Genomic DNA, 21,917 nt, shown 5'->3' with positions numbered 1-21,917 from the left:
GGCTGGTGAACGCGGCAGCAGATGTGATCTGCCGCGCGCAGAAGAACGGCACGGTCACCCCGGCCGGGATCGCTATGGCGCTGGAGTCTGCGCAGCTGCTCCAGGCGCCGGATACGGCGCAGCGGCTGGCCGAGCTGGAGGCCCGGATCGCCGAGTACGAGCGGCCGGTGGATGAGGACCCGATCGCGTACGCGCTGATCGAGCGTGCCTCGGCGACTGCGGGGTTCTGCCGGAACAAGAGCCCGTACGGCCGCCGCTGCGACCAACTGGCAGGGCACGACGGCGACCACGGCATGGCCGATGGCGCAGGAGGCCACTTCGGGTGGCCCGCCTCGGACGAGGACGTGACGCCGCAGGTGCGAAAGCTGCGGGCGCTCCTCAGCGGGCAGCGCAACGCCGTAGAGGACCCGCATGACTCGCCACTGCACCACGACTACCGCGTCGGGCGTGACCTGCCCGAGACGGGCGGTGCCTGATGGCGACCGGACCGCACCACTATCGCGAGGCCGAGTGGCTCGCCGAACGCGCTCACCACTTCACGTACGGGGACGGCGGGGACCCGGTCGTCGGTGCCGCGCTTGCTGCTGAGGCGCAGGTGCACGCGACGCTCGCCTTGGCCGCAGCGACCGCCATGCAGGCCGCTGTCGACGGCTCCGAGCCAGGCATGGGCTCGCCGGAGTTCGCGGCCTGGTATAGCGCGGCCGGGGTCAAGCCCCAGCCCAAGGGCGGTGCCGCGTGACGAATACCGCGCTGGCCGGGGCTTCGGCCCCGGCCGCCGTGGCCGGTGGCATCACCGAGCCTGGCATCTACGACATGACCGCGGAGGAGTACCACGCCGACCGCGTCTCTCTCTCCTCCAGCGGCGCCCGCCGCCTGCTCCCGCCGACCGGCTGCCCGGCGCTGTTCCGGCACGAGCAGGACAACCCGGCCGAGCCGAAGAAGACGTTCGACCTCGGGCATGCTGCCCACCGCCTGGTGCTCGGCGACGGCCCCGACCTCGTACGGATCGACGCCGATGAGTGGCGCTCGAAGGCTGTGAAGGAGGAGGTCGCCGCCGTCCGCGCCGAGGGCGGCGTCCCGTTGAAGCCCGCCGAGTACGAGCAGGTCCACGCGATGGCCGACGCCCTGCGTCAGCATCCCGTCGCGGCCGTGCTGTTCGATCCGGCGCGCGGCCGTCCGGAGCAGTCCCTGTTCTGGCGCGACCGGCCGACCGGTGTCATGCGGCGAGCCCGCTTCGACTGGCTGCCCGATGCCCGGTCGGGGCGGCTGATCATCCCGGACTACAAGACGTGTCGCTCCGCTGCACCGAGCGCGCTGGCCAAGGCCGTTGAGGAGTACGGCTACCACCAGCAGGCGGACTGGTACCGCTCCGGCGCCAAGGCTCTCGGCCTAGCCGACGACAGCGCGGCGTTCGTCTTCGTCTGCCAGGAGAAGACCGCGCCGCACCTGGTGAGCGTCGTCGAGCTGGACGCGGCCGCGATGCGGATCGGCGCGGCCCGCAACCGCCGCGCCCTGGACATCTACGCCGAGTGCACCGCGACCGGCCGCTGGCCTGGCTACAGCGACGAACTCGCCTACCTCTCCCTGCCCGCGTGGGCCGAGATCCGTGACACCGAGGAGTACCTGTGAACCAGCCTGTCGAACGCATCAATGCGGCTGCCGTACCCGCGCGGGTCGGGCAGGGCACCGCGGTTGAGCAGTCCCGCGCGGTCGCCGAGGTCCAGGCCGCGATCGTCGTCGCGCAGCAGGTGCCGCGCGACATCAACGCCGCCATTGCCGAGATGCGCCAGTCCTGCGCTCAGCCGTTCCTCGCCGAGCGCGCGTTCTTCCGCTACAACCGCGGCTCCGGGAACATCACCGGCGCCTCCGTGCACCTCGCCCGTGAGCTGGCCCGCTGCTGGGGCAACGTCCAGTACGGTCTGACCGAGCTGCGCCGCGACGACGAGTTCGGGCAGTCCGAGATGCAGGCGTTCGCCTGGGACGTCGAGAAGAACTCCCGCACCAGCTCGACGTTCATCGTCCCGCACAAGCGGGACCAGAAGGGCGGCCCGAAGCAGCTCACCGACATGCGGGACATCTACGAGAACAACGCCAACAACGGCGCCCGCCGCGTACGTGAGGCGATCTTCGCGATCCTCCCCCCGTGGTTCGTGGAAGAGGCCAAAGAGCTGTGCAACAAGACGATCCGCGACGGCGGCGGGAAGCCGCTTCCCCAGCGGATCGCCGACGCCATCCGGGCGTTCGAGGGCCTCGGGATCACGCAGGACCGGATCGAGACCAAGCTCGGCCGCCCGTCCGGGAAGTGGACGGACCACGACGTCGCCCAGCTGCAGATCGCGTTCCAGTCCATCACCCGTGGCGAGGTTACGGCGGACGAGGAGTTCCCGCCGTCGCGGGTCACGGTCGAGGAGATCCAGCAGCAGGCCGACCAGGCGCCCACCGCTGACGCCGGATCGGGGAATGCCTGATGTTCGGCATCCGATCCCGCCGTATCCGCGCGCTGGAGGCCCGTGTCGAGAGGCTGGTTGAGCAGCGCGCCGAGGAGCACAAGCAGCGCGTCGCTGCGGTCAACAACCTGGCCCGCATGGCACAGCGACATGGCGCCAAGCTGAGGACCACCGAGCTCGACGACGCGGCCCGCGGCCGGTACGAGCGGCGCATCCGCCGCCTGGTCGTCGCGTGCGCCCGCTACCGGTACGAGCTCGCCGGGCAGCAGCGCGTGGCCGACCACCTCTCCGACCAGTTGCTCGGCAGCCTCGGCTACACGGACGCGGCCCTGAAGATGATGGGCGTCGCCGTACCCGAGATGGACGAGGTTGGCGAGCCGGGCGAGGTGATCTCGTGAGCCCGCTCGACACCCTGCGCCAGCTCGTCCGCCCCGGCCCCGGCCGCCACCGCTCGGCACCCCAGCCGGAGCGCATCCAGGTGCCGCTCGACGACCTCCTCGGCCCGCCCCCGTACTTCCCCGAGCCGCCCATCCACGGCGTCCTCGTCCAGGCATGGGACGACTGCCGGCCCTGCGGCCGAGCGACCGCCGGGGTGCTGCACAAGGACGGCTGGACCTGCGGCGAATGCCTGGCCGTCACGCCTCCTGCCGACGGAGGCGCCCAGTGAACGCCCCAGCTCCCGAGGTTCCGGCCGCCACCCTGGCGGCCGGGCCCCGGCCCAAACCTGCCATCACCATCACCGTCGTCGGCCTGCCCGCCCCGCAGGGCTCGAAGCGTCACGTCGGCAAGGGCGTCATGGTCGAGTCGTCGAAGAAGGTCAAGCCTTGGCGGCAGGACGTCAAGCATGCCGCCCTCGACGTCACCGGCGCACTGCCGGACTGGACGGTCCTGGACGGCCCGCTCGCCGTCGCGATGACGTTCACCTTCGACCGGCCCAAAGGCCACTACCGCACCGGCCGAAACGCGCACCTTCTACGGGACGCGGCACCTTCGCGTCCGGCTGGGATGCCCGACCTGTCGAAGCTGGCCCGCTCCACGGAGGACGCGCTGACCGGCGTCGTGTGGAAGGACGACGCGCGGGTCGTCGAGTACATGCGACTCGGGAAGTGGTACGCGGGCACGGGAACGGCGGATGTCCTCGCGGTGCCGGGCTGCGTGATCCGCGTCTGGCCGCTCACGGCGCTGGTGGGCTGCCAGTGGCCCGACCGCGAGGCGGTGACCCGCCGATGAACGCCACCCGCACGGACATCGTGGAGCTCCTCCGCGAAGGACACAGCAACGCCGAAATCACCCGCCGCCTGCGCGTCGACAAGCACCGAGTCGCCAACATCCGACGTGAACTCGGCCTGCCCAACGCCACCCGCCAGCCCCTCACGCTGGAACAGAAATGGGCCGCGAACACTCAGCCGGTCAAGGGCGGACACCTGCGATGGACTGGGGAACGAGGCGCCTCGGCTGGCACCCCCGTCATGCGGTACAAGGAGGAGTCCTACAGCCCCGCGGCCATCGCCTTCCGCATCAGGCACGGCCGAGAGCCTGAGGGCTACGCGTTCGCCGAGTGCGGCCTGAACCACTGCGTCGCCCCGGACCACGTCGATGACCAGCCGGGGCGTGCGCGCACCCGCGAGCAGCTCCGCTACCTCACCGGCGGCCGCGCCCGTCCGGAGCTGTGCTGCCGTGGCCACGATCAGAGTGTGCACGGGCTGTACGAGAGCGACGGTCGTGCGTACTGCGGTGAGTGCAAGCGGCAGCTCAAGGCGGTGCATGCCTGATGACCGCCTCGCATTACGCCCCGGACACGCTGCTCGGCCGGTACGAGTGGCACGCCCGCGCCGCCTGCCGCGGCGACGCCAAGATCTTCTTCGGGGCGGGCGGCCTGGTCGACATCGCCCGCAGGGTCTGCGGGTCGTGCCCGGTCCGGCAACAGTGCCTCGACCAGGCCATGCGGCTGGAGTCCGGCCTGGCCCACGACTTCCGGTTCGGAGTCTGGGGCGGCCTCGACCCGAAGCAGCGCGCCCGCCTCGACCCTGACGTCCGCGCTCGGTCCGAGAAGCGCAAGAACGTACCGCGGTACGGCGGGAAACCCCTGGCCCCGTGCGGTACCCGAGGTGCGTACGAGCGGCACAAGCGCAAGCGCGAGCCGGTCGATGACGCGTGCCAGGCCGCGTACGACGAGTACCTGGCCGCCCGGAGCACCCGCGCTTCCCGCAAGGCCGCGGCGTGATGGCCGCGCTATGGCCGCCTGCCACCCTTCCCGGCCTGCACGTCGACATGGGCCAGTGGAACACCAAGGCCGCCAGGTGGGCCCGCTTCCCGACCGCGGACTACCGATGCGGTCGCTGCGGCGACATCGAGTCCGCCTCCGGCGACGCCGTCGCCGCGTTCGTCAGCACCATCCACCGCATCCACCGGGCCGCATGCCCGTCCCGCGCATAGATCGGATACCTGTGATGGACCACGCCCGTCTGTACGACCTGACCATGCAGGCCATCGGCCACGCGCTGGAGGGCGATTCCGAGGGCGCCACCACCGCGATGCTGGAGATCGGCCAGAACGGCACCTGGCACGACGTGTACGGCTCGTGCTGCGCCTTCGCCGAAGTCGGCAAGCGCGCCCTGATCAAGTTCTACGGCGCCAAGGCCCCGAGCACTGCCAACGGCGACTCCTGGGGCATGACGATCCTCGACCCGGCCAAGGCCGACCCCGCCGAGGTGTTCGCCACCCGCTTCATCGTCGCCTACGCCAACGACGACAAGGACACGGCCATCGCCCTCTTCAGAGCCGCGCTGGAGTCCAGCGACGAGGAGTACGTGTCCTCGGTGGCCCAGCTCCTGGCCACCGCTGCCAGCCTCGCGAACAGCGCTCTCACACACGCCCGCGAATAGCCGGTCTGGGGCGGTCCCTCGCGGACCTCCCGCCCGGGATCTTGCCGTATCGGTTCCGCAACATCACTGAGGAAAGAGCCAGTTGAGCACTGACGAGCAGGCCACCAAAGCCAGCGGCAGCGTCCCGCACGCGTACGGGAACGCCATCGCGTGGAAGTGGTCGCGCGAGATGCCCAGGGCCCTCAAGCCCGGCGTGCTCACCCTGCTCTACGCCCTGCGCTCGATGGCCAACGCGAACGGCGAGCTGCGGTTCCACGGCGACCACAAGCCGATTCGTATCCAGGACATCGCCAAGGCCGCTGGCGCCGATGAGAAGGACGCCCGTGACCGTATGGAGGCCGCCATCGTCGCCGGGGTCGTCGTGGTCAAGGGCGAGCGTCGCCGCGGCAAGTCGACCCTGTACTCGCTCGCCGTCTCGCCCTGTCCGAACTGGGCTGCCGCGGTGGCCTTCCTCGACGACGTGAAGCAGAAGCGGGAGGCGGCGAAGCAGAAGCGGGCCGACCGTAAGGCCGCTCCATGGGACGTGGAGGACGGCGAAAAGTTCGGGGGTCGGTCCCCTGAACTTGCCGACTCAGAGTTCGGGGGACCGACCCCGGAACTTACCGGCGGTACGGCCGAGGAAGTTCGGGGGACCGACCCCCGATTGAGTTCGGGGGACCGACCCCCGAACGGTTCGGGGGACCGCCCCCCGAACAACCCAGGGAGTACCCAAGAGATCTCCCAAGAGGTGGCCGAGGTCGGTTCTCAACCTCAGGTAGGTGGGGCTCCCGAACTCCCAAAGATCGACTCTCCCCAAGAACAACCCCACACCCCACCGGCCGACACCGAACCCGCGCCCGCCGACGCCGAGCCACCGCCGCTCGCCGACTTCACCCGCTGCGCCCACTGCCACGAACGCATGATCCCCAGACCCGGCCGCACCACCCACGCCCACTGCCCACCACCCGCAGACAGGACCACCCGATGACCGACCCCAACGGCCTCGCCCGCAAGGTGTTCCTCGCCGAGACCGCCGCCGTACGCACACACCTCGCAGACCAAGAGCGCACCGCCACCGACCGCGCCGCGGCGCTCCTCGCCCCAATCGAGGCGAAGGTGCGCGAGTTGAAGGCTCAGGAGCGCGCTGAACACCGAGCCGCCGTACTGCGCGAGGCCGCCGACGAGATCGCCGGGATCGACTTCCACCCGAACGCCCGCGCCCGATCCCTCGACATCGCCACAGGACTCGCCCACCGGCTGCGCCGCATGGCCGACGAGGAGCAGCCCACCAACCACCTCTCCCAGGTGCTCGCCGAGATCGCCGCCGAGCGCGCCCGCCAGGACGCGAAGTGGGGCGAGCAGAGCCACCCCGACCTCGACCGCCGCGACATCGGCATCGTCACTCGCAACGAGTACGCCTTCCGCGCCACCCGCTGGCAGGAGATCAACACGGAGCGGGCCACGCCCACCGTCACTGCGGGCCGCTGCTCGGGGTGCTCTGAAGAGCCGCACACGCACACGGCGTGGGACGGCGTCCTCCTCGAGGAGGTCTATGAGGCCCTCGCTGAGTCCGACCCGGCCCGGCTGCGCGCCGAGCTGGTCCAAGTCGCCGCCGTCGCCACGAACTACATCCAGGCCATCGACCGGCGCACCGCCAAGGCGCAGCAGGACGGAGCCGCGTCGTGACCCCCGACCAAGCCGCCTGGGTCCGCGAGAACGTGTGGCCCACCTCGTGGCTGAGCGCCTACCAGGAGATCCCCGGCACGTTCGAACACTGCGCCTGCCAGCAACCGCCGTCGCTGCCCTGCCAGGCGGGCGCGCACAGCAGGTGCGACCACGACGCCCACCCGGTCCGCGAGACCGTCGTACAGACCAGCACACGCCGCGCCGCCCAGTTCCCCGAGCCGCACCAGCACCGTCCTCCCGCCGGACACAACGGCCGCCGTGACGCGTACAACCACACCGGCCTCGCGTGGGTATGGCTCGCCGGGCACCCGTGCCGGGAGCTGTGCACCTGCGACTGCCACCGGCCCGATGCTGAGCCCGCCCCTGCCTCGGCCCCGGACCAGTCCCTGGTGCTCGTCGGCGGCGAGCAGCTCGACCTGTTCGGGGCCGCCACATGACCGCCGTAGTCGCGTACGTCGCCCTCGTCGTCATCACCACAGGCCTCCCACTCGCCCACTGGCTCGACTTCCCACCCCGGAGGCCCCGTTGACACGCCTCGCCCGCGCCCTATGCAGCCTCCACAGCGCCGCACTCGTCTGGCTCGCCTACTGCACCATCACCACCGCCCGCTACGGCGCCGCCTGGGCCGCGATCCTCTTCGCCGCGGCCAGCCTCATGTCCGTCATCGCCGTCATCCGCGAGATGGACGCAGGCGACCGCGCGTACGCCGCACGCCACCACGCCCCCGCCGCCGAGGCCGAGGACCAGGCCGCGCTCCTGGACGACGCCGTACGCGACCTCGACAACGCGTGCTGCGAACGCTGGTGGACCGCACTCGGCACCGACCACGACCCCACCTGTCCCGTCCAGCAGCCCAGGAGCGACGCCGCATGACCGGCCCGTCATCCAGCCCCCGGCCGGAGCACACGCCCCGGCCCGGCAACACCTGGGACCGCGTCCTCGTCCGCACCGAGCAGCTCGTCGACGACGACACCCCCGACCCCACACCACCCAACCGAGCCACCCGCCGCGCCCTCGCACGCGCCACACGCAAGCAGCCACTCACCCCAGATACCCGCGCCTGAGTATGACGAAGGGGCGCGCGCCACACGTCTGGCCGGACCGACGCACGCCCCCAGGTGGAGATCACGGTACGCCCACCGCCACAGGAGCCGACGATGACCACCGACACCGCCCGCCACCTGCTGACCTGCATCCGCCACTGGCCCGACCTCGCCGACGCCGTCGGAGCACGCCAACACCCCACCTGGCCGCCCACCATGGGCATCGCCCGCCTCATCGACGACCAAGATCGCGCCGACCACGCTGCCGCCCTCCGTGTCCTCGAGCGCTCACCGGATCAGATCGGCTGGACCGCCGCACCCATCCACATCGACACCGCCGACGCCATGCGCGCCATCGAGGCCGCCCTGGTCGAGTGCGCCGACGTCACCGCTGCCGTGGTGCAGCGCTCGCCCATGCCCCTGGCGCCGCGCTGGTGGCCGGCCACCGACCGCGCGCGCCGCGACCAGCTCGCCCGCGAGGACGCCACCGACCGGCGTCGCTGGCGATACGTCGGGACGCGCACTGCTCCGTACGCCGCAGCATGGCTCCTCGCTCGTGTACAGGGTGCTGGGGGCCCGTTCCGGCCGCTGGACGAGGAGCAGCACCGACACATCGCCCGCGTCGCCCAGGGCGCCGCCGAGCGGGTCGAACGCGCCCTCGACCTCGCCGCGTGCAGAGCCCCGCTCGCCGACCCGTGCCCCGACTGCCAGGGCGTCATCGAAATGCACGGCGGCTCCGGAGCCCCGCCCGTCGCCCACTGCACCGGATGCGGCACCACATGGGGCCAGCGAGACGCCGCCGCGGCGTAGCCGATCCGGATCGGTCCGGACGAAATCCGGACCGATCCGGATGGGGTGCTACTTGCCGCGGCTGATCTGAGAGGCCCGGTACCCCGAGGTACCGAGCTGGGGTCCGATCTCGTCGAACGTGGCGCCCTGCTCGTGCCACGTCTGGACCGCGTGCTGCCGGACCTCCCGAAGCTCCCTGTGGAGGTCCGGCCACTCCCTCAGCAGCTCCGTTGTGGCCTTCGCGCGGGCGCTCGGGTCGCTGATGCCCTCCAGCGCCCGGATTGCCTCGCGTACCGCCTCGACCTCGCCCGCCATGATCCGCACCTCCTGTCCGGACAGTAAGGCCCCCCAAACGAGCCTGAGAGGGGTACCCTTCTCGAAAGAGGGGTACCCCTCTCATCATCCGGATCGAGTCCGGACACCAAACGAACGAGCCCCGCAGGTGCTGTAACACCGAACGGGGCTCTCACCTCAGGAGACGTGAGCTCCCTATGGCTAACCGCATCATCGCATCTAACGGCCCCGCCGAGGACCCCGACGAGACAGCCCGCGTCCGCCTCCTCCAGGCCGAAGCCGCCGCCGACTACGCCGAGGCTCAGGAGCGACGCGCGGCACAGGACAGCCGCGACGACGCGTTCCTGATCGCCCGCGCAGCCGAGGACGCTGGGGGTGCCCGGTGAAGACCCGCCCCGTCCAGCGCAGCCGCCTCGTACCCCACACCGTCAACGGCAAGACCGAGATGGTCCTCGACCGCTACACCGTCGAGGTCCCCGTACCACCCCGGGACTGGGACCGCACCGTCCTCACCGCCGTCACCGCCGTGGCTGGGCTGCTCGTTGCCATCGCCGTCGTCTGGTCCACCGCGTCCATCGGCGACCTCCTCTCCCGCGTCACCATCGCCCCCGCCGCGTACGCCGCCGCGGTCGCCTTCGACCTCGCCTGGATTCTGTGCATGGCCGTCGAGTGGCTGGCCCGTTACGACCCCGCCCGCGCCGCGCTGCCCCGCAACATGGGCCACGGCGCGCTCGCCGTCGCCATGGTCGCCGTCGGTACGCACGGCTGGCTCGCCGGACAGGAAGCCATCGGCATCATCGGCGCCGTCGTCTCCGGCATCGTCAAGGCCCTATGGACCGTCGTCCTGCGCCACCACGCCAAGCCCCTGGACGACAAGACGCAACAGTGGGTCGACAAGCAGCGCGCCGAGGCCGGTGGAGAACTGGCCATGGTCTCCATCAACCGCGAGCTGACCCGGGCTCGGGGCCTCGTGAGCGCCGAGGCGCTCGCCCTCGGCACCAGTCCGGACACCAATCCGGAGCCATCCGGACAGGTCACGGACGATCCGGACAGTAATCCGGAACACCCGGACGCAGAAGTCCACCCGATCCGCCCCGGCACGATGACCACTCGGGATGCCGTCCGGAACGCCGTGGACTCCGGAATCCGGGACGAGGACGCCGTCCTCCGCTACGTCCGCCAAGTCGCCGACCCGGACGCCAAGCTCTCCACCGTCGAGCGCTACCTCCGCGGCCTCCGCAGGAGCGCCTAATGCTCATCGCCCTGATCGTCTTCCCCATGCTCGCGATGCTCGCCGCAGCCGCCCTGGTCGCCCTCGCGCCCACCCACGCCCCGGGGCGGTACGTACTCCCCGCCGTGCGCACCGTCGCCCTCATGACCGCCGCCACGGCCTACGTCGTGGCCGTCCTCCGCTAGGACCCCACCGTGACGTACGTGACCATCGGCGGTGTCACTGTCGGCATCTGCATCCTGATCTACCACCTCGTCAGCTGGTGGCCCGGCCTGAAAACCCTCCGCAAGGACCCACTGCGTCAACTCGGCCGCCTGCTGCCCTTCCTGATCGCCTGGGCGTACGGCGTCCTCGCCAGCCTCACCGTCGGCGGCGCCATCGGCTGGATCGCAGACGGCGTTCTGTGGATCTCCAACTGGCTCGGCGACGCCGCCCTTGTCTGGGGCGTCGGTGGCACAGCCGGACAGTCCGCCAGCGGCACCGGCTACCTCCCGCTCACCCAGACCGGCGGCGCCGTCGTGCTGATCCTCACCGTCGCCTTGATCGCCGCTGTGAAGAAGTCCCGGTACGGCAGCGACATCAAGCTCGGCGCCTGGTGCGGCATCTGCCTCGGCACGAGCGCGGGCGTCGCCGGATTCGCGGCCGTCCCCCTCGCCATCGCCGTCAACTGGCTCGGCGAGCACGTCTACGGGGCGCTGTGATGGCCGCGGAGAAGCAGCCCGCCGAGGGCCCGGAACCGAGCCGCCTAGCGGGCGGGTGCGTGCTTGCCCTGCTGACGGGGGTGGCGTTCACGATCGTGTTCGCTCTGTCGTACGTGGCCGGGGTGCTCGCGGTGTGGAGCGTCAGTACGGCGGTCCTGTGGTGGACCGTGCGCCGCCGCATGTCCGATTCGTCCGCCACTCCCCCACCGAGAGGGGTTGTCCCTTCCGGCGACGTCTACGCAGGTGAGACCGGCGACATCGCGAGAGTGGTCCAGAGCCCAGAAGGGGTTATGTGCATCCTCCACCCAGTCCGTGAGGAGGAGGTGAACAACCCATGATTCGACGCCTCCTCACAGGCCTCGGCCCCGAGTACTGCGCCCACTGCGGCTGGTGGACCAAACCCCACTGCGGCCACTGACCACACCACCTCACTTGCAGCACGGCCCCAAGATCGTGCATCCTTGGCCCCAAGTCCGGCGTGCCCGGGCACAGAAGCCCCGCCACCGCGCGGGGCTTACGTGTGTCACAGACCAGCAACACCCCACACACCGCGCGTGATCACCCAGCAGACTTCCCCTTCCGGCCCGGACCACCCAAGGGGACTCATGCGCACCCGCGCCACCACCGCACTTGCCACCAGCCTGCTCGCACTTGCCCTCGTCGGCTGCTCCACCGAAACCGACGACAACAGCGACAACGCGAAGGCCAAGCCCAGCGCCAGCCAGTCCAGTACGGCGCAGTCGAGCGATAGCAGCCAGCTCAGCGTCCAGCGCGTGGCGCAGAAGCTCAGCCAAGGCAACAGCCTGGGCGAGCAGCGCGAAGCCACAGTCGAGAAGTCGGACCACCCCAACGCCGAGATCGGCCGCATCGACACCGACCGAGTGATCATCTACGAGATGAAGACCCCGAAGGCCGCCACCGCACGCGCCAAGACCATGAGCTCTGTCTCGGACGCTCGTCCGCAGCACGCCGCAGGGCGCTTCGTCCTCAGCTGGAGGACCGACGACGTCCCCTCCAGCGACGACTTCATGAACAAGGTCAACCGCCAACTCGACAGCCTCGCCGCCACCGAGCAGTAGCCAGCACACACAGGACGGGGGCGACGATGGCACCCCCCTCCCCGGACAGCACCCACTGGAAAGAAGCCCCCGGGGCCTGGCGCACAACACCCCGCCCCCGGGGGTGGAAGACCCTCCGGGCCCAGACCCTCACCCGGGACGGCCATCAGTGCACCTGGGTTGAGGACGGGCAGCGATGCCCCGAGCCTGGCACCGACGCCGACCACATCGGCGACCCCGAGGACCACACCCTCGACAACCTCCGCACGCTGTGTGGCCATCACCACCGCAAGCGCACCGCGCTGCAGGCCCGAGCCACGCGCGGACCGCTGCCAACCAGGCGACGGCCGAAGCCCACCGGCCATCCCGGCATCCTGCCGGAGCGGGACCCGCCTCCCTTCTGACTCAACGCACCCCCAGCCCTTCGGACTGGGGGTCTCTTCATGTCGGGGGAGGCCAGATGACCCCCGCCCAGGAGCGAGCTAGAGCCCGATACAGAGCCAGCGAGAAGTACCGCGCCGCCGACCAGGCGCGCCGCGAGCGAGCAAAGGAGCCACGCACCTGCTCCTGGTGTCAGACCTCGTTCACCGTGTACCGGTGGAAGCCGACCCGAACATGCTCGCGCGTCTGCGCTCAGGCCGTGCGCCGAGCCGTCCGCACGCAGATCGCGCTGCGCGATCACCACACGCCCCAGGCCACCCTGCACTGGAAGACCACGCAGGCCCGGCTCATGCCCACCCAACGCCCCCCACGACGCCGGTGGTACGCCGGACACTGCCCCGCATGCGGAACCCCCTGGGTGCACGACCAGCCCCAGACCCGTACCTGCAGCCCCCGGTGCCAGAAGCTACTGGCAAAGCACAAGCGGCGAGCCCTCAAGCGCGAGGCGTTCGTCTCCCCCGTGAGCCCCCGACGCACGTTCGAACGAGACGGATGGATATGCCAGCTCTGCAGTCGGCCAGTCGACCGCGCACAGCAGGTGCCGCAGCCGATGGCCCCCGTGCTGGATCACATCGTCCCGCTCGCGCAAGGCGGCACGCACGAACCAGGCAACACGCAGTGCGCACACTTCCTCTGCAACTCGATCAAGGGCCACCGGATCACGACAGCCCAGCCCATGCTCTTCTGAGCCGCCACACCCCTCCCGGGTACCCCCGACTGCCCCCGATTTTGGCCCACGGTGCGGCATAGCAAGGCGCGGCGCGTACGGGTCTGTGACCTGCGACGATCACGCGGGGTGGTGAACCTCCCTGGCATCTCTGTGGCATTCTGCCTGGTAGAGACTTCTACTCGTTACACGTTCCCGGTAGACTGGAGGCATGGCGAACACGGTGTGCGAGCGCGAGGGGTGCGCAGTTCCGCTGCCGATCGCTGGCCGCGGTCCCGTTCCCCGCTTCTGCTCGACCCGCTGCCGGGTGGCTGCGCACCGGGCCAGCCGTTCGAAGGTCGCGCTCCCCAGGGAGTTGACCAGTCGGCGGCGGTGGGTACGCCGCGACGAGCGGAAGGCGCCGCGGACGCTGGACGGCGGGTTCGCTTCGGTGACGTCGCCCAGCTCCTGGTCCATGCACTCTGCGGCCAAGGCGTCGCCGGTCGGTGTTGGGCTCGGCTACGTCCTGGCGGACGGAGACGGCGTCGTGTGCATCGACCTCGACCACTGCTTCGAGGGCGAGGTGTTGGCGCCGTGGGCGCGGGCGATTCTGGACCGCTGCCCGCCGACGTTCGTGGAGGTGTCGCCGTCTGGCGATGGCCTGCACATCTGGGGCCGCGGCCAGTTGGAGCGCGGCCGCCGTATCCGCCACGGCGGCGAGGCCATCGAGCTGTACGGGCAGGGCCGCTACGTGGCCGTGACGGGACGCCGCTTCGAGGACTGCCCGGTGCGGCTGGCTGATCTGTCCGAGGTGGTTGCCTCGCTGACCTGACAGGCGGGGGTGATCAGGATGGCTGGTCACGGTCCCCCGCCGTCGGAGCGCAAGGTACGCCGCAACGCGGACGCCTTCGAGGACCAGGCGGTCACCGTCGAAGCGGACAGTGAGCTGCACGGCCCGGAGCTGGAGCACGCGAAGCTGTACGGGCCGCGGACACGGGCCTGGTACGAGACGTGGCGGCGTGCCCCGCAGGCCGCGGCGTTCGTCGGTACGGACTGGCAGCGCCTGCAGATGCTGGCCCCGCTGGTGGACGCGTACTGGCTGGAGCCGTCCACGAAACTGCTGGCGGAGATCCGGCTGAACGAGGGCCTTCTGGGGGCGACGCACGCGGACCGGCTACGCGCACGGATCAAGATAGAGCAGCCAAAGCCGGAGAGGGCCCAGGCGCCAGCGGGCGTGGCGGATCTGACGTCGCGCAGGCGGCGGTTGACCGATGCCTCGTGAATTGGTCCGCCACCCCGAGCACTCCCGGGCCCGGTCTCTCGGCGTGGCGCTGGCGTGGATCGAATGGTTCTGTGTCCACGGCCCTGGCGACGTGCAGGGCGTCCCGCTGCACCCGCGCCATGGCGAGGCGCTGCCACTCGATGACGAGTTCGCTGGCCTGATCCTGGACTGCTACACGCACGACGAGAACGGCCGCCGCCTGTACGACACGGTGGCGATATCCCGGGCGAAGGGCCGGGCGAAGTCGGAGCTGGCTGGGTTCGTCGGGCTGGCCGAGGCGTTCGCTCCAGTGCGGTTCGCGGGCTGGGCCCAGGGTGGCGAGCGGTACACCTGGCGCGACTTCGTGTACGAGTACGAGCCTGGTGAGCCGATGGGCCGACCGGTGACGTACCCGTTCATCCGCTGCCTGGCCACAGAGGAGAGCCAGTCCGGCAACACCTACGACAACATCCTCTACAACCTGGAGCACGGCCCTCTGTCGGAGGATCTACCGTCGGGCACTGCGGGTATGACCCGGATCTTCTTGCCGCAGGGCGGAGAGGTCCGGCCGTCGACTGCGGCGGCGGCATCGCGGGATGGCGGCAAGGAGACCTTGGCTGTCTTCGACGAGCCGCACTTGTACGTGCTGCCGGAACTGCGCCAGATGTACCGCACGGTGGACCGGAACCTGCGCAAGCGGCGTGAGGCCGCGCCGTGGGCGCTGCTCACCAGCACGATGTACCAGCCGGGTGAGAACAGTGTGCTGGAGAAGCTGCACGAGCGGGCCAAGCTCATCGCGGAGGGGAAGACGCGGGAGCGGCGGCTGATGCTTGACCACCGTGAGGCACCAGCCGAAGTAGACATGGCGGATCTGGAGCAGATGCGCGGTGCGCTGCGTGAGGTGTACGGGCCGTTCGCTGACGTTCTGGACCTGGACAGCATCATCGAGTCCGAGTTCTGGAACGTCGAGAAGGACCCGGAAGAGTCGCGCCGGTACTTCTTCAATCAACCGACCGCGGCCCGAGACGCCTGGACAACGCATCCGGACTGGGCGGCGTGCGCGCGGCCGGGTGTGGTGGTCGCCGACGACGAGCCGATCGTGATGTTCTTCGACGGCTCCAAGTCCGACGACGCTACGGCCCTGGTCGGCTGCCGCGTCTCCGACGGGCATGTGTTCGTCATCGACTGCTGGGAGCGCCCGCGGGGCCCGGCCGGTGAGGGTTGGCTGGTCGACCGAGCGGACGTGGACCGGGTGGTGCGCCAGACGTTCGCGGAGCGCCAAGTGGTGGCGTTCTTCGGCGACGTCGCCGAGTTCGAGTCCTACATCGACGACTGGGCTACCGACTTCGGCGAGCGGCTGGTCATCCAGGCCACGCTCGGCCGGTCGGCGCATCCGGTGGCGTGGGACATGCGCGGGCATGTGCGGGACTTCACCGAGGCCTGCGAGCGCGCCGAGATCGACATCCGGGAGCAGACCCTCACGCACGACGGGGATTCCCGGCTGCAGCGGCACGTCCTGAACGCGCGCCGCCGTCCGAACCGGTACGGCGTGTCCATCAGCAAGGAGGGGCGCGAGTCCCCGAAGAAGATCGACCTGGCGGTCTGCGCGATCGGCGCGCGGCTGGCCAGGCGGATGCTGCTCGCGTCACCAGCGTGGGCGAAATGGAACGCCGGGCCGAAGAAGCGGCCGGGCCGGGTGGTGGCATGGGGGTGACGGTGCGGTGGCTGCGATGAACGGCAACGAGCTGACCAAGGTGGTGCAGTGGCTGCTGGCAGGCCGTCGTGCTGAGACCGGGCGGCTGACGCTCGTGCATGAGTACCTGAAGAACCGGGTCTGTGACATCTACGTGCCGAAGTCGGCGACGGCGGAGTACCGGAAGCTGGTGGAGCAGGCCCGGTTCAATATCCTGCCGCTGCTGGTGTCCTCGGTGGCGCAGGGGCTGTTCGTGGATGGCTATCGGCCGTCGGGCAGCGTGGACAACTCTCCGGTGTGGGATGCGTTCTGGCAGCCGAACCGGATGGACGCGCGACAGACAGGCCTGTACCGGGCAGCGCTTCAGTACGGGCTGTCGTATGCGGTGGTGCTGCCGGGGGAGGACGGCAAGCCACCGGTGATCACGCCGTATTCGCCGCGTCGGCTGACGGCGCTGTACGCGGACCCGATCAACGACGAGTGGCCGGAGTACGCGGTGTCGATCGGGACTCCGCGGCCGGTCATCGATGCGGCGTCGCCGACGGAGATGGTCGTCACGATCACCGTGTTGGACGACGAGTTCACGTACACGGTGGACGTGCCCGCGGCGGTGGTGATGCCGCAGACCAATCGCGAGTACGCGGACCCGTTGCCGTTCGAGGGCCTGGCCATCGACTACGCCAAGGTCAAGGTGGAGACGCACGGGCTCGGGGTGTGCCCTGTGGTGCGGTTCCTGGAATCGCACGATGACCTGGACGACGGGCCGCAGGGCATCGTCTACCCGATGCTCCCAGCGCAGCGGCAGCTGAATCAGACCACGTTCGGGCTGCTGATGGCGCAGCAGTACGCGGCGTTCAAGCAGCGCTGGGTGACGGGGATGGCGATCGCGGAGGACGCGGACGGCAACCCCGTGGAGCCGTGGAATGCCGCAGTCAACCGGGTGTGGCAGTCCGATTCACCTGACACGAAGTTCGGGGAGTTCGGGCAGACCGACCTCGGCGGGTATCTCGACAGCCGGGACAAGACGCTGCTCTACGTGGCGAGCGCGCGGCAGATCCCGCCGCACACCCTGGTCGTCGGCAACGCCGTCTCCAACGTCTCCGCCGAGGCGCTGGCGGCGTTGGAGGCTGGCCACCAGCTCGACATCGGCGAGCACAAGACGAGCTTCGGCGAGAGCGTCGAGCAGCTGCTGCGCCTGGGCGGCAAGGCCATGGGCGACGAGACGACCTGGGAAGACACCTCCGCTCAGGTGGTGTGGCGTGACACCACGCCGCGGTCGCTGGCGCAGGTCGCCGACGCGCTCGGCAAGCTCGCCACCCAGCTGGACATCCCGCCGCGGGCGCTGTGGGAGCGCATCCCCGGGGTGACAGATACCGACATTCAGCGGTGGGAGTCGATGGCCGGGGACCGGGACGCGCTCGGCGATGTCGCCGCGCTGCTGGCCCAACCGGAGCCGGGCGCCGAGGCGCCGCAGGTGCCGGGCGCAGAGGAAGGGGACCCGGATGCCGAGCCCACAGGCGGAGGCCCTGACGAGGGAGTACCAGCAGCAGGTACTTAACGTCGCCACGCTGCTGGCCCGTCGCCTGCGGGTCACGGCGCTGCGCGCGGACGTGAACGACATCGACGGCTGGTGGGACCAGATCTCCCCGCAGATTCAGCAGGAGATCCTCACCGGCCAGTCCGCGCTCGCGCGGATGGCCCGCGGCTACCTGCGCCAACACGCGCTGTTGGAGGGCGTACGGCTGGCGCCGGTCGTCATCGAGCCAGACCCGCAGCAGATCGCCACAGCACTGCGGGTGACCGGCCCGGTGGCGTTCAAGACGCAGATGGCCATCTCTGGCAGCGAGACCGCGGCCACGCGGGTGATGGCCTCGCAGCTGCAGGGCTCGGCGGCGCGCCTGGTACTGGAGGGCGACCGGCAGACGACGATGCGCACCTTCCGCGAGCGGGACGAGGTCGCCGGGTACCGGCGTAAGGCCGGGCGGTCGAGGCCGTGTGCGTTCTGCCAGATGCTGATCGGCCGCGGCGGCGTGTACTCCAAGGAGACCGTGCGGTTCCAGTCGCACGACCGGTGCAGCTGCAAGCCGGAACTGCTCTACCGACGCGAGCCGGAACCACCCGAGGTTCGGCGACTCCAGGAGCAGTGGGCTACGGCGACGGCCGGGCATTCTGGCGCGGCCGCGATCGAGGCCTGGCGCCGATTCGTCGACGGCCGGGCGACTTCATGACTTCCCCGCGCTTGTGCGGGGGTGCCGCCGCGACGGCGGATGTTCCATCCGAAGGAGGTCGGCCGCGATGGCTGACGACGACCAGAACCCCCAGCCGCCCGCGACGGGCGAGCCGAACAACGAGCCGCCTGCCAGCACGCCCACGGGTGATCAAGGCGGCAGCGAGCTGGGCGACGCCGGGAAGAAGGCGATCGCCGAGGAACGCGAGGCACGGCGCGCGGCCGAGAAGACGCGCAAGGAGCTGGAGGCCCGGCTCAAGGAGCTGGAGCCGCTCGCCGCGAAGGCGAAGCAGCTTGAGGACTCGAAGAAGTCCGAGTCCGAGAAGCTCACGGAGAAGCTCACCGCGGCCGAGAAGCGCGCTGCTGCGTCCGAGGAGCGTGCGCTGCGCCTGGAGGTGGCCACCGCGAAGGGGCTCACACCAGCTCAGGCCAAGCGGCTGGTCGGCGCGTCGAAGGAGGAGTTGGAGGCTGACGCCGACGAGCTCCTGGCCAGCTTCGGCGGGGACAGCGGCGGCGGTAAGGGCAAGGGCGGCAAGAAGCCGGTCGAGCACCTGCGGCCAGGGGGCGCTCCCAACCCGCCCGAACCCAGCCTCGCGCAGCGGATCGCCGACGCGGAGAAGGCGGGCAAGTGGGCGGACGCCCAGCAGCTCAAGGCCCAGCAGCTCATGCAGCTGGCCAACCCGAATCAGTAACGGCCGGGCCGTCGCGCCCAGGCCCTGAAGGGAGACACTCATGCCCGGTATCACGGGAATGGGCACGACGTTCAACATGCCCAACTACGTCGGGGAACTTTTCGCGCAGTCCCCGACCGACACGCCGTTCCTGTCATCGATCGGCGGCCTGTCCGGCGGCGAGATGTCCGCCGCCACGCTGGTCCAGTGGCAGGGCTACGACCTGCGCGACGCGGCCGATGACCGCCAGCGCCTCGAGGGCGCGGCAGCCCCAACCGCGGAGGAGCGGACCCGGTTCAACGTGACCAACGTCGTGGAGATCCACCAGGAGGCCGTGTCGATCTCCTACACCAAGCTCGCGGCGACCGGGCAGTTCAACTCCACCGGCTCTACACACCCCGGCAGCGTGGGCATCACCGGGGCCAACCCGGTCATGGACGAGTATCAGTGGCAGATCCGTCAGCACCTGACACAGATCGCACGGGACGTGGAGAAGACGTTCATCACCGGAACGTTCCAGAACCCGGCGGACAACCTCACCCCGCGCAAGACGCGCGGCATCCTGGAGGCGATCACCACCAACGCCATCCTCGTCGACGCGGGCGCAGGTGCCGCGGGTCCGCTCACCACGGAGCTGGTCCTGGACCTGCTGCAGATGGTGTGGGAGAACGGCGGCATCCAGGTCTCCGAGACCGCGGCCCTGATGTGCAACGGCTTCCAGAAGCGGCAGCTGACCAAGCTGTTCGTGACAGACGCCAACTACCAGGAGATGACCCGGAACATCGGCGGCGTCGCCGTGACCACGATCATCACCGACTTCGGCGAGCTGAACATCATGCTCAACCGGTACATGCCCGCCGACACGATCGCGGTCGTCTCGCTGGACCAGTGCGCGCCAGTGTTCATGCTCATCCCCGACAAGGGCTTCCTGTTCGTCGAGCCGCTCGCCAAGGACGGCGCGTCACAGAAGGCGCAGATCTACGGCGAGATCGGCCTGAAGTACGGCAACGAGATGTCCCACGGGAAGATCACCAACCTGACGACGACCGCCCCGTAGGAGATGGCCTCGTGGCAACCCTGCACTGCACCCGCTATCCCCAACTACGCGTCGTGACTCCGACCGGGGCCGTCCAGTTCCGCGACGGTCTCGCCCACGCCACCTCGGAGCAGGCTGAGAGCATCCTTGGCCTGTCGGCCAAGCACGGCATCACTGTCAGCACCGAGCAGGAACCGGGCGCCTACGCCCTGCAGCGTCCGTCGCCGCAGGCCCCCAAGGCGGAATGGCTGGCCTACGCCGACCACCAGGACCCGGCCGATCACAGCGCCATGACGAAGGCCGAGCTGATCGACCAGTACGGGGGGTGAGTGATGGCGGATCTGGCGACCGTAACCGACCTGGAGAACCGGCTTGGCCGGTCGCTCACCGCCGACGAGGCCGCGCGTGCTCCGGCGCTGCTGGCCGACGCTTCCGCGCTAGTACGGGAGTTCACCGGCCAGCAGCTGGAGGCTGTAGCGGGTGACGTGATCGTGCTGCGGCCGGTCGGCTCCCTGCTGCGCCTACCCCAGCGCCCGGTCACCGCAGTCACCTTGGTGGAGGCGATCGCTCCGGACGGGACCTCGACGGCCGTACTGTCGGGCTGGTCGTGGGACGGCCGGGACAAGGTCGATCTCACGTACACCACGTACAGCGTCGACTTCACCTCTCCGGCCTGGCGGGACCGGATGGCGCCGGACACCTACCAGGTGACCTACGACCACGGGTACGCGGTGGCCCGGCCGATCGTGGTGGCCACGGTGTGCGCGATGGTGCTGCGCACGCTGCTGTCGCCGTCGATGACGGCGGGCATGGTGGCCGAGCGGATCGGCGCCTACAACTACCAGCTGCAGCAGGGCGCGGGCGCAGCCGGAGCCACGGTCACGATGACGAAGGCCGATGAGAAGGCGCTCGCCCGGTACGGGCCGCGCCGGTTCGGCACGATCCAGGTGGAGGCGGGATGAGCGCCGGGGTGCCGGGCAGGCTGCTGCCGCACCTGGTCACCGTCGTCACCCCGGCCGCGTCGACGGATTCGTACGGGAACACCGTCTACGACTACGGGCCAGGGGCGACCCGGACCGTGGCGGCGGCGTGGCTGCAGCAGGACCAGCGGACTCTGGTCACCGCGGTCGGGGCCGACCCGCTGCAGGAGCGGTGGCTGATGGTCACCAACCGCTCGCCGGTGGACCGTCGGGCCCGCATCGAGTGGAGCGGTCCGGCTGGGGCGATGGTGTTCGAGCTGGACGGGCAGCCGGGCCCCTTCTACAACCCGCTCGCCATGGCGGCCGCGGCGAGCACGGACCCCCATCACACCGAACTGACCTTGAAGATCGTCGATGGATAGGAGCTGGCCGTGGCCCGTGCGATCGAATCCTTCCGCCTCAGCTCCCGAGGCGCCCGCGCGCTGCTGAAGTCGTCCGGTGTCCGCGCCGAGCTGCAGCGCCGGGCAGACAACGTCAAGGCCGTGGCCGAGCCGCAGTTCCAGGACGCCACGGCAGACAGCCACGCGCCGGACCCGGTGCGGGTGATCGCCGACACGTACATCGGCAGCGGCCGTGCTGGCGCCACCGTCATCGCGATCCACCCCTCGTCTTTGCGGATCGAGCGGGAGCGGCGGATCTTGGGGGGTGCCATCGATGCAGCGAGGGACTAAGTCCCCGGCGCCGTCGTTCCGGGCCCGCTGGCCCAAGTGGTCCGGCAGCACAGAGGTTGAGGTCATCGAGCCGCCGCGGGTTGACGAGGGCTGCCTGATCCTCAAGCCCGCCCCGGACCGGCTGCTGTGGGTGCCCCTGCACACCGTTACCGGCCCGATTGAGATCGAGGCCTTGTGA

38 protein-coding genes are annotated in these 21,917 nt (G+C 70.2%); 37 read left to right on the top strand and 1 reads right to left on the bottom strand.

Annotated features, from left to right (window positions below; all coding sequences use genetic code 11):
- The first annotated feature begins 5 nt into the window (after window positions 1-5).
- From U9R90_RS25160 to U9R90_RS25080, 17 genes are all read left to right on the top strand, one after another.
- Window positions 6-476, top strand: coding sequence for a hypothetical protein (locus tag U9R90_RS25160; protein WP_411058943.1), 471 nt, complete (start codon window positions 6-8; stop codon window positions 474-476).
- A complete protein-coding gene (locus U9R90_RS25155; RefSeq protein WP_411058942.1) occupies window positions 476-739 on the top strand; it encodes a hypothetical protein in 264 nt (87 codons plus the stop codon). The genes U9R90_RS25160 and U9R90_RS25155 overlap by 1 nt, the downstream gene beginning before the upstream one ends.
- Window positions 736-1,629 carry a PD-(D/E)XK nuclease-like domain-containing protein gene (locus U9R90_RS25150; protein WP_411058941.1) on the top strand — a complete coding sequence of 298 codons (894 nt, stop codon included), beginning with the start codon at window positions 736-738 and terminating at the stop codon, window positions 1,627-1,629. Before U9R90_RS25155 ends, U9R90_RS25150 begins: the two co-directional genes overlap by 4 nt.
- Window positions 1,626-2,468: a hypothetical protein gene (locus U9R90_RS25145; RefSeq protein ID WP_411058940.1), complete on the top strand. Its 843-nt coding sequence runs from the start codon at window positions 1,626-1,628 to the stop codon at window positions 2,466-2,468. The genes U9R90_RS25150 and U9R90_RS25145 overlap by 4 nt, the downstream gene beginning before the upstream one ends.
- Window positions 2,468-2,845, top strand: coding sequence for a hypothetical protein (locus U9R90_RS25140; RefSeq protein WP_411058939.1), 378 nt, complete (start codon window positions 2,468-2,470; stop codon window positions 2,843-2,845). The genes U9R90_RS25145 and U9R90_RS25140 overlap by 1 nt, the downstream gene beginning before the upstream one ends.
- A complete protein-coding gene (locus U9R90_RS25135; protein WP_411058938.1) occupies window positions 2,842-3,114 on the top strand; it encodes a hypothetical protein in 273 nt (90 codons plus the stop codon). Before U9R90_RS25140 ends, U9R90_RS25135 begins: the two co-directional genes overlap by 4 nt.
- Complete coding sequence (locus U9R90_RS25130) at window positions 3,111-3,677, top strand: RusA family crossover junction endodeoxyribonuclease (protein WP_411058937.1); 567 nt, start codon at window positions 3,111-3,113, stop codon at window positions 3,675-3,677. Before U9R90_RS25135 ends, U9R90_RS25130 begins: the two co-directional genes overlap by 4 nt.
- On the top strand, window positions 3,674-4,219 hold the full coding sequence (locus U9R90_RS25125; protein WP_411058936.1) for a hypothetical protein: 546 nt from the start codon (window positions 3,674-3,676) through the stop codon (window positions 4,217-4,219). The genes U9R90_RS25130 and U9R90_RS25125 overlap by 4 nt, the downstream gene beginning before the upstream one ends.
- Window positions 4,219-4,671 carry a WhiB family transcriptional regulator gene (locus tag U9R90_RS25120; RefSeq protein WP_411058935.1) on the top strand — a complete coding sequence of 151 codons (453 nt, stop codon included), beginning with the start codon at window positions 4,219-4,221 and terminating at the stop codon, window positions 4,669-4,671. Before U9R90_RS25125 ends, U9R90_RS25120 begins: the two co-directional genes overlap by 1 nt.
- Complete coding sequence (locus U9R90_RS25115) at window positions 4,671-4,883, top strand: hypothetical protein (protein ID WP_411058934.1); 213 nt, start codon at window positions 4,671-4,673, stop codon at window positions 4,881-4,883. Before U9R90_RS25120 ends, U9R90_RS25115 begins: the two co-directional genes overlap by 1 nt.
- 14 nt (window positions 4,884-4,897) lie before the next feature.
- Window positions 4,898-5,332 carry a hypothetical protein gene (locus U9R90_RS25110; protein WP_411058933.1) on the top strand — a complete coding sequence of 145 codons (435 nt, stop codon included), beginning with the start codon at window positions 4,898-4,900 and terminating at the stop codon, window positions 5,330-5,332.
- Between the two features lie 82 nt (window positions 5,333-5,414).
- Window positions 5,415-6,299, top strand: a complete 885-nt coding sequence (locus U9R90_RS25105) for a hypothetical protein (protein ID WP_411058932.1) — start codon at window positions 5,415-5,417, stop codon at window positions 6,297-6,299.
- Window positions 6,296-6,997: a hypothetical protein gene (locus U9R90_RS25100; protein WP_411058931.1), complete on the top strand. Its 702-nt coding sequence runs from the start codon at window positions 6,296-6,298 to the stop codon at window positions 6,995-6,997. Before U9R90_RS25105 ends, U9R90_RS25100 begins: the two co-directional genes overlap by 4 nt.
- Window positions 6,994-7,434 carry a hypothetical protein gene (locus U9R90_RS25095; protein WP_411058930.1) on the top strand — a complete coding sequence of 147 codons (441 nt, stop codon included), beginning with the start codon at window positions 6,994-6,996 and terminating at the stop codon, window positions 7,432-7,434. Before U9R90_RS25100 ends, U9R90_RS25095 begins: the two co-directional genes overlap by 4 nt.
- Window positions 7,435-7,522: 88 nt before the next feature.
- Window positions 7,523-7,870 carry a hypothetical protein gene (locus U9R90_RS25090; RefSeq protein ID WP_411058929.1) on the top strand — a complete coding sequence of 116 codons (348 nt, stop codon included), beginning with the start codon at window positions 7,523-7,525 and terminating at the stop codon, window positions 7,868-7,870.
- Window positions 7,867-8,061 (top strand): hypothetical protein, encoded by a 195-nt coding sequence (locus tag U9R90_RS25085; RefSeq protein ID WP_411058928.1) that lies wholly within the window; start codon window positions 7,867-7,869, stop codon window positions 8,059-8,061. Before U9R90_RS25090 ends, U9R90_RS25085 begins: the two co-directional genes overlap by 4 nt.
- 93 nt (window positions 8,062-8,154) lie before the next feature.
- Window positions 8,155-8,850 carry a hypothetical protein gene (locus U9R90_RS25080; protein ID WP_411058927.1) on the top strand — a complete coding sequence of 232 codons (696 nt, stop codon included), beginning with the start codon at window positions 8,155-8,157 and terminating at the stop codon, window positions 8,848-8,850.
- A gap of 48 nt (window positions 8,851-8,898) precedes the next feature.
- Here the strand turns inward: U9R90_RS25080 and U9R90_RS25075 are convergent, their stop codons facing one another.
- Window positions 8,899-9,144 carry a hypothetical protein gene (locus U9R90_RS25075; RefSeq protein ID WP_411058926.1) on the bottom strand — a complete coding sequence of 82 codons (246 nt, stop codon included), beginning with the start codon at window positions 9,142-9,144 and terminating at the stop codon, window positions 8,899-8,901.
- Window positions 9,145-9,320: 176 nt separating this feature from the next.
- Between U9R90_RS25075 and U9R90_RS25070 the strand changes: the two genes are divergently transcribed.
- The 20 genes from U9R90_RS25070 (at window position 9,321) to U9R90_RS24975 (ending at window position 21,917) form a co-directional block, all read left to right on the top strand.
- Window positions 9,321-9,509: a hypothetical protein gene (locus U9R90_RS25070; protein ID WP_411058925.1), complete on the top strand. Its 189-nt coding sequence runs from the start codon at window positions 9,321-9,323 to the stop codon at window positions 9,507-9,509.
- Window positions 9,506-10,375: a protein transporter Sec31 gene (locus U9R90_RS25065; protein ID WP_411058924.1), complete on the top strand. Its 870-nt coding sequence runs from the start codon at window positions 9,506-9,508 to the stop codon at window positions 10,373-10,375. Before U9R90_RS25070 ends, U9R90_RS25065 begins: the two co-directional genes overlap by 4 nt.
- A complete protein-coding gene (locus U9R90_RS25060; protein WP_411058923.1) occupies window positions 10,375-10,539 on the top strand; it encodes a hypothetical protein in 165 nt (54 codons plus the stop codon). The genes U9R90_RS25065 and U9R90_RS25060 overlap by 1 nt, the downstream gene beginning before the upstream one ends.
- Window positions 10,540-10,548: 9 nt before the next feature.
- Window positions 10,549-11,055, top strand: a complete 507-nt coding sequence (locus tag U9R90_RS25055; RefSeq protein ID WP_411058922.1) for a hypothetical protein — start codon at window positions 10,549-10,551, stop codon at window positions 11,053-11,055.
- Window positions 11,055-11,393: a hypothetical protein gene (locus U9R90_RS25050; protein ID WP_411058921.1), complete on the top strand. Its 339-nt coding sequence runs from the start codon at window positions 11,055-11,057 to the stop codon at window positions 11,391-11,393. Before U9R90_RS25055 ends, U9R90_RS25050 begins: the two co-directional genes overlap by 1 nt.
- A 267-nt stretch (window positions 11,394-11,660) precedes the next feature.
- Complete coding sequence (locus U9R90_RS25045; RefSeq protein WP_411058920.1) at window positions 11,661-12,134, top strand: hypothetical protein; 474 nt, start codon at window positions 11,661-11,663, stop codon at window positions 12,132-12,134.
- Window positions 12,135-12,160: 26 nt separating this feature from the next.
- Window positions 12,161-12,517 (top strand): HNH endonuclease, encoded by a 357-nt coding sequence (locus tag U9R90_RS25040; RefSeq protein WP_411058919.1) that lies wholly within the window; start codon window positions 12,161-12,163, stop codon window positions 12,515-12,517.
- 56 nt (window positions 12,518-12,573) lie between these two features.
- Window positions 12,574-13,242: an HNH endonuclease gene (locus U9R90_RS25035; RefSeq protein ID WP_411058918.1), complete on the top strand. Its 669-nt coding sequence runs from the start codon at window positions 12,574-12,576 to the stop codon at window positions 13,240-13,242.
- 190 nt (window positions 13,243-13,432) lie between these two features.
- On the top strand, window positions 13,433-14,032 hold the full coding sequence (locus U9R90_RS25030; RefSeq protein ID WP_411058917.1) for a bifunctional DNA primase/polymerase: 600 nt from the start codon (window positions 13,433-13,435) through the stop codon (window positions 14,030-14,032).
- 18 nt (window positions 14,033-14,050) lie between these two features.
- Window positions 14,051-14,482 (top strand): hypothetical protein, encoded by a 432-nt coding sequence (locus U9R90_RS25025; protein WP_411058916.1) that lies wholly within the window; start codon window positions 14,051-14,053, stop codon window positions 14,480-14,482.
- Window positions 14,472-16,175 (top strand): Terminase, encoded by a 1,704-nt coding sequence (locus U9R90_RS25020; protein ID WP_411058915.1) that lies wholly within the window; start codon window positions 14,472-14,474, stop codon window positions 16,173-16,175. Before U9R90_RS25025 ends, U9R90_RS25020 begins: the two co-directional genes overlap by 11 nt.
- A gap of 16 nt (window positions 16,176-16,191) precedes the next feature.
- Window positions 16,192-17,712 carry a phage portal protein gene (locus U9R90_RS25015; protein WP_411058914.1) on the top strand — a complete coding sequence of 507 codons (1,521 nt, stop codon included), beginning with the start codon at window positions 16,192-16,194 and terminating at the stop codon, window positions 17,710-17,712.
- Complete coding sequence (locus U9R90_RS25010; protein WP_411058913.1) at window positions 17,657-18,382, top strand: hypothetical protein; 726 nt, start codon at window positions 17,657-17,659, stop codon at window positions 18,380-18,382. The genes U9R90_RS25015 and U9R90_RS25010 overlap by 56 nt, the downstream gene beginning before the upstream one ends.
- A gap of 67 nt (window positions 18,383-18,449) precedes the next feature.
- The gene (locus U9R90_RS25005; protein WP_411058912.1) at window positions 18,450-19,073 is read left to right on the top strand and encodes a hypothetical protein; all 624 of its coding nucleotides are present in this window, start codon (window positions 18,450-18,452) and stop codon (window positions 19,071-19,073) included.
- Between the two features lie 40 nt (window positions 19,074-19,113).
- Complete coding sequence (locus U9R90_RS25000) at window positions 19,114-20,109, top strand: DUF5309 family protein (protein ID WP_411058911.1); 996 nt, start codon at window positions 19,114-19,116, stop codon at window positions 20,107-20,109.
- An 11-nt stretch (window positions 20,110-20,120) separates the two neighbouring features.
- Complete coding sequence (locus U9R90_RS24995) at window positions 20,121-20,417, top strand: hypothetical protein (protein WP_411058910.1); 297 nt, start codon at window positions 20,121-20,123, stop codon at window positions 20,415-20,417.
- 3 nt (window positions 20,418-20,420) lie between these two features.
- Window positions 20,421-21,050 carry a hypothetical protein gene (locus U9R90_RS24990; RefSeq protein WP_411058909.1) on the top strand — a complete coding sequence of 210 codons (630 nt, stop codon included), beginning with the start codon at window positions 20,421-20,423 and terminating at the stop codon, window positions 21,048-21,050.
- Window positions 21,047-21,430, top strand: coding sequence for a hypothetical protein (locus U9R90_RS24985; RefSeq protein ID WP_411058908.1), 384 nt, complete (start codon window positions 21,047-21,049; stop codon window positions 21,428-21,430). The genes U9R90_RS24990 and U9R90_RS24985 overlap by 4 nt, the downstream gene beginning before the upstream one ends.
- Window positions 21,431-21,439: 9 nt before the next feature.
- A complete protein-coding gene (locus U9R90_RS24980) occupies window positions 21,440-21,739 on the top strand; it encodes a hypothetical protein (RefSeq protein ID WP_411058907.1) in 300 nt (99 codons plus the stop codon).
- A complete protein-coding gene (locus U9R90_RS24975) occupies window positions 21,723-21,917 on the top strand; it encodes a hypothetical protein (RefSeq protein ID WP_411058906.1) in 195 nt (64 codons plus the stop codon). Before U9R90_RS24980 ends, U9R90_RS24975 begins: the two co-directional genes overlap by 17 nt.

Origin of the sequence: Streptomyces sp. E11-3 (assembly GCF_046540415.1) — a bacterium.
In the GTDB taxonomy this organism is placed as follows: Bacteria; Actinomycetota; Actinomycetes; order Streptomycetales; family Streptomycetaceae; genus Streptomyces.
This window is presented reverse-complemented; position numbering and strand designations above follow the sequence as displayed.

What these genes read in the sequence shown, in the direction of transcription:
- U9R90_RS25155 (WP_411058942.1), top strand. Translation starts at nt 476, where the DNA reads ATGGCGACCGGACCGCACCACTATCGCGAGGCCGAGTGGCTCGCCGAA.
- U9R90_RS25140 (WP_411058939.1), top strand. Translation starts at nt 2,468, where the DNA reads ATGTTCGGCATCCGATCCCGCCGTATCCGCGCGCTGGAGGCCCGTGTC.
- U9R90_RS25125 (WP_411058936.1), top strand. Translation starts at nt 3,674, where the DNA reads ATGAACGCCACCCGCACGGACATCGTGGAGCTCCTCCGCGAAGGACAC.
- U9R90_RS25120 (WP_411058935.1), top strand. Translation starts at nt 4,219, where the DNA reads ATGACCGCCTCGCATTACGCCCCGGACACGCTGCTCGGCCGGTACGAG.
- U9R90_RS25115 (WP_411058934.1), top strand. Translation starts at nt 4,671, where the DNA reads ATGGCCGCGCTATGGCCGCCTGCCACCCTTCCCGGCCTGCACGTCGAC.
- U9R90_RS25110 (WP_411058933.1), top strand. Translation starts at nt 4,898, where the DNA reads ATGGACCACGCCCGTCTGTACGACCTGACCATGCAGGCCATCGGCCAC.
- U9R90_RS25100 (WP_411058931.1), top strand. Translation starts at nt 6,296, where the DNA reads ATGACCGACCCCAACGGCCTCGCCCGCAAGGTGTTCCTCGCCGAGACC.
- U9R90_RS25085 (WP_411058928.1), top strand. Translation starts at nt 7,867, where the DNA reads ATGACCGGCCCGTCATCCAGCCCCCGGCCGGAGCACACGCCCCGGCCC.
- U9R90_RS25080 (WP_411058927.1), top strand. Translation starts at nt 8,155, where the DNA reads ATGACCACCGACACCGCCCGCCACCTGCTGACCTGCATCCGCCACTGG.
- U9R90_RS25075 (WP_411058926.1), bottom strand. Translation starts at nt 9,144, where the DNA reads ATGGCGGGCGAGGTCGAGGCGGTACGCGAGGCAATCCGGGCGCTGGAG.
- U9R90_RS25070 (WP_411058925.1), top strand. Translation starts at nt 9,321, where the DNA reads ATGGCTAACCGCATCATCGCATCTAACGGCCCCGCCGAGGACCCCGAC.
- U9R90_RS25060 (WP_411058923.1), top strand. Translation starts at nt 10,375, where the DNA reads ATGCTCATCGCCCTGATCGTCTTCCCCATGCTCGCGATGCTCGCCGCA.
- U9R90_RS25050 (WP_411058921.1), top strand. Translation starts at nt 11,055, where the DNA reads ATGGCCGCGGAGAAGCAGCCCGCCGAGGGCCCGGAACCGAGCCGCCTA.
- U9R90_RS25045 (WP_411058920.1), top strand. Translation starts at nt 11,661, where the DNA reads ATGCGCACCCGCGCCACCACCGCACTTGCCACCAGCCTGCTCGCACTT.
- U9R90_RS25040 (WP_411058919.1), top strand. Translation starts at nt 12,161, where the DNA reads ATGGCACCCCCCTCCCCGGACAGCACCCACTGGAAAGAAGCCCCCGGG.
- U9R90_RS25035 (WP_411058918.1), top strand. Translation starts at nt 12,574, where the DNA reads ATGACCCCCGCCCAGGAGCGAGCTAGAGCCCGATACAGAGCCAGCGAG.
- U9R90_RS25030 (WP_411058917.1), top strand. Translation starts at nt 13,433, where the DNA reads ATGGCGAACACGGTGTGCGAGCGCGAGGGGTGCGCAGTTCCGCTGCCG.
- U9R90_RS25025 (WP_411058916.1), top strand. Translation starts at nt 14,051, where the DNA reads ATGGCTGGTCACGGTCCCCCGCCGTCGGAGCGCAAGGTACGCCGCAAC.
- U9R90_RS25020 (WP_411058915.1), top strand. Translation starts at nt 14,472, where the DNA reads ATGCCTCGTGAATTGGTCCGCCACCCCGAGCACTCCCGGGCCCGGTCT.
- U9R90_RS25015 (WP_411058914.1), top strand. Translation starts at nt 16,192, where the DNA reads ATGAACGGCAACGAGCTGACCAAGGTGGTGCAGTGGCTGCTGGCAGGC.
- U9R90_RS25010 (WP_411058913.1), top strand. Translation starts at nt 17,657, where the DNA reads ATGCCGAGCCCACAGGCGGAGGCCCTGACGAGGGAGTACCAGCAGCAG.
- U9R90_RS25005 (WP_411058912.1), top strand. Translation starts at nt 18,450, where the DNA reads ATGGCTGACGACGACCAGAACCCCCAGCCGCCCGCGACGGGCGAGCCG.
- U9R90_RS25000 (WP_411058911.1), top strand. Translation starts at nt 19,114, where the DNA reads ATGCCCGGTATCACGGGAATGGGCACGACGTTCAACATGCCCAACTAC.
- U9R90_RS24990 (WP_411058909.1), top strand. Translation starts at nt 20,421, where the DNA reads ATGGCGGATCTGGCGACCGTAACCGACCTGGAGAACCGGCTTGGCCGG.
- U9R90_RS24985 (WP_411058908.1), top strand. Translation starts at nt 21,047, where the DNA reads ATGAGCGCCGGGGTGCCGGGCAGGCTGCTGCCGCACCTGGTCACCGTC.
- U9R90_RS24975 (WP_411058906.1), top strand. Translation starts at nt 21,723, where the DNA reads ATGCAGCGAGGGACTAAGTCCCCGGCGCCGTCGTTCCGGGCCCGCTGG.